General features: G+C 73.9%; 1 protein-coding gene. It reads right to left on the bottom strand.

Going from position 1 to position 1,213, the window contains the following annotated elements; translation table 11 throughout:
- Positions 1-83 precede the first annotated feature (83 nt).
- Positions 84-1,213: ATP-binding cassette domain-containing protein (locus ACFTQE_RS20100; RefSeq protein ID WP_376926732.1), on the bottom strand; the 1,130-nt coding region annotated here is incomplete at its 5' end.

The raw sequence follows: 1,213 nt of genomic DNA, 5'->3' as shown, positions 1-1,213 counted from the left end.
AGCGGATGCCGCGGCATCCGCTCGCCCGCACCCCGAACGCCCGGCCGGGTCGACCGGTCGGGCGTTCTCGTGCGCCGGCCGCCTCAGGCGCCGATCAGGCCACCGCTCACGTGCAGCCGGCGCCCGACGAACCGCGCCCGCATGCGCCGGTCGTGCGAGACGAGCACGACCGTGCCCGGAAAGCCCTCGAGCGCGAGCTCGAGTTCGTCGACGAGCACGGGGGCGAGGTGGTTGGTCGGCTCGTCGAGCAGCAGCACGTCGTGTCGCGAGGCCACGAGCAGTGCGAGCTCGAGCCGTCGGCGCTGGCCGTAGGAGAGCGCCGACAGCGGCAACCCGAGATCGTCGGGCCGGAAGAGCCCGAGCGAGCCCAGCGTCGCCTCGGCCGTGTCGAGGTCGAGTCGGGCTCGCGCGGCGAACGCCTCGATGAGCGACTCGTCGGTCGGGGTGATCGTGCTCGCCTGCTGCAGGTGACCGATGCGTCGCGGCGCCGTCACGGTGCCGATGTCGGGGAGCAGCTGACCCGCGATGAGCCGCAGCAGGGTCGTCTTGCCCGCGCCGTTCGGCCCGGTGACGAGCAGTCGCTCACCCGGGTCGACGCGCAGGTGGTCGACGGCGAGCCGTTCGCCGACCCGCACGGCGGTGAGCTCGACGGCGAGGTCGGTGGCGGTCGCGGCACCCGCTGCACTCGTCGTCGCGAGTCGCGGCGTGAACGCGAGCGGCTCCGGCGGTGGTGCGACCGGGTGCTCGACGAGCCTCGCGACGCGCTCCTTGGCGTTCCGGATGCGACTCGTCGAGCCGTGGTCGCGGCTGCGCATGCGGAACTGCCCGATGCCCATGCCCGCCTTCTCCATCCTGCGCGGGATCGCGTCGACGCGGGCGGCGTTCGCCGAGGCGAGCTGCCGATGCCGGGCGAGCTCCTCCGTCCACGCTGCATGCGCCTCGATCGCCTGCCGGCGCTCGCGCGCCTTCGCCGCGACGTAGCCCGCATACCCGTCGCCGTGGCGAGCCACCGTGCGGGCGTCGACCTCCCAGACGACGTCGGTCAGCGCCTCGAGGAACGCGCGGTCGTGGGTCGCTGCAACGACCGTGCCGCGGTGGGCGCGGAGCCGTCGGAGGAGCCATTCCCAGGCGTCGTCGTCGAGGTCGTTCGTCGGTTCGTCGAGTAACAGCAGTTCGGGGTCGGCGGCGAGCGTCGCGGCGAGCGAGGCCCGCG

The sequence above is a fragment of the Agromyces sp. NPDC056965 genome (genome assembly GCF_042673425.1).
Taxonomy (GTDB): Bacteria; Actinomycetota; Actinomycetes; order Actinomycetales; family Microbacteriaceae; genus Agromyces.
The sequence above is the reverse complement of the archived record's forward strand: the minus strand, read 5'-3'. Positions and strand labels throughout refer to the sequence as shown.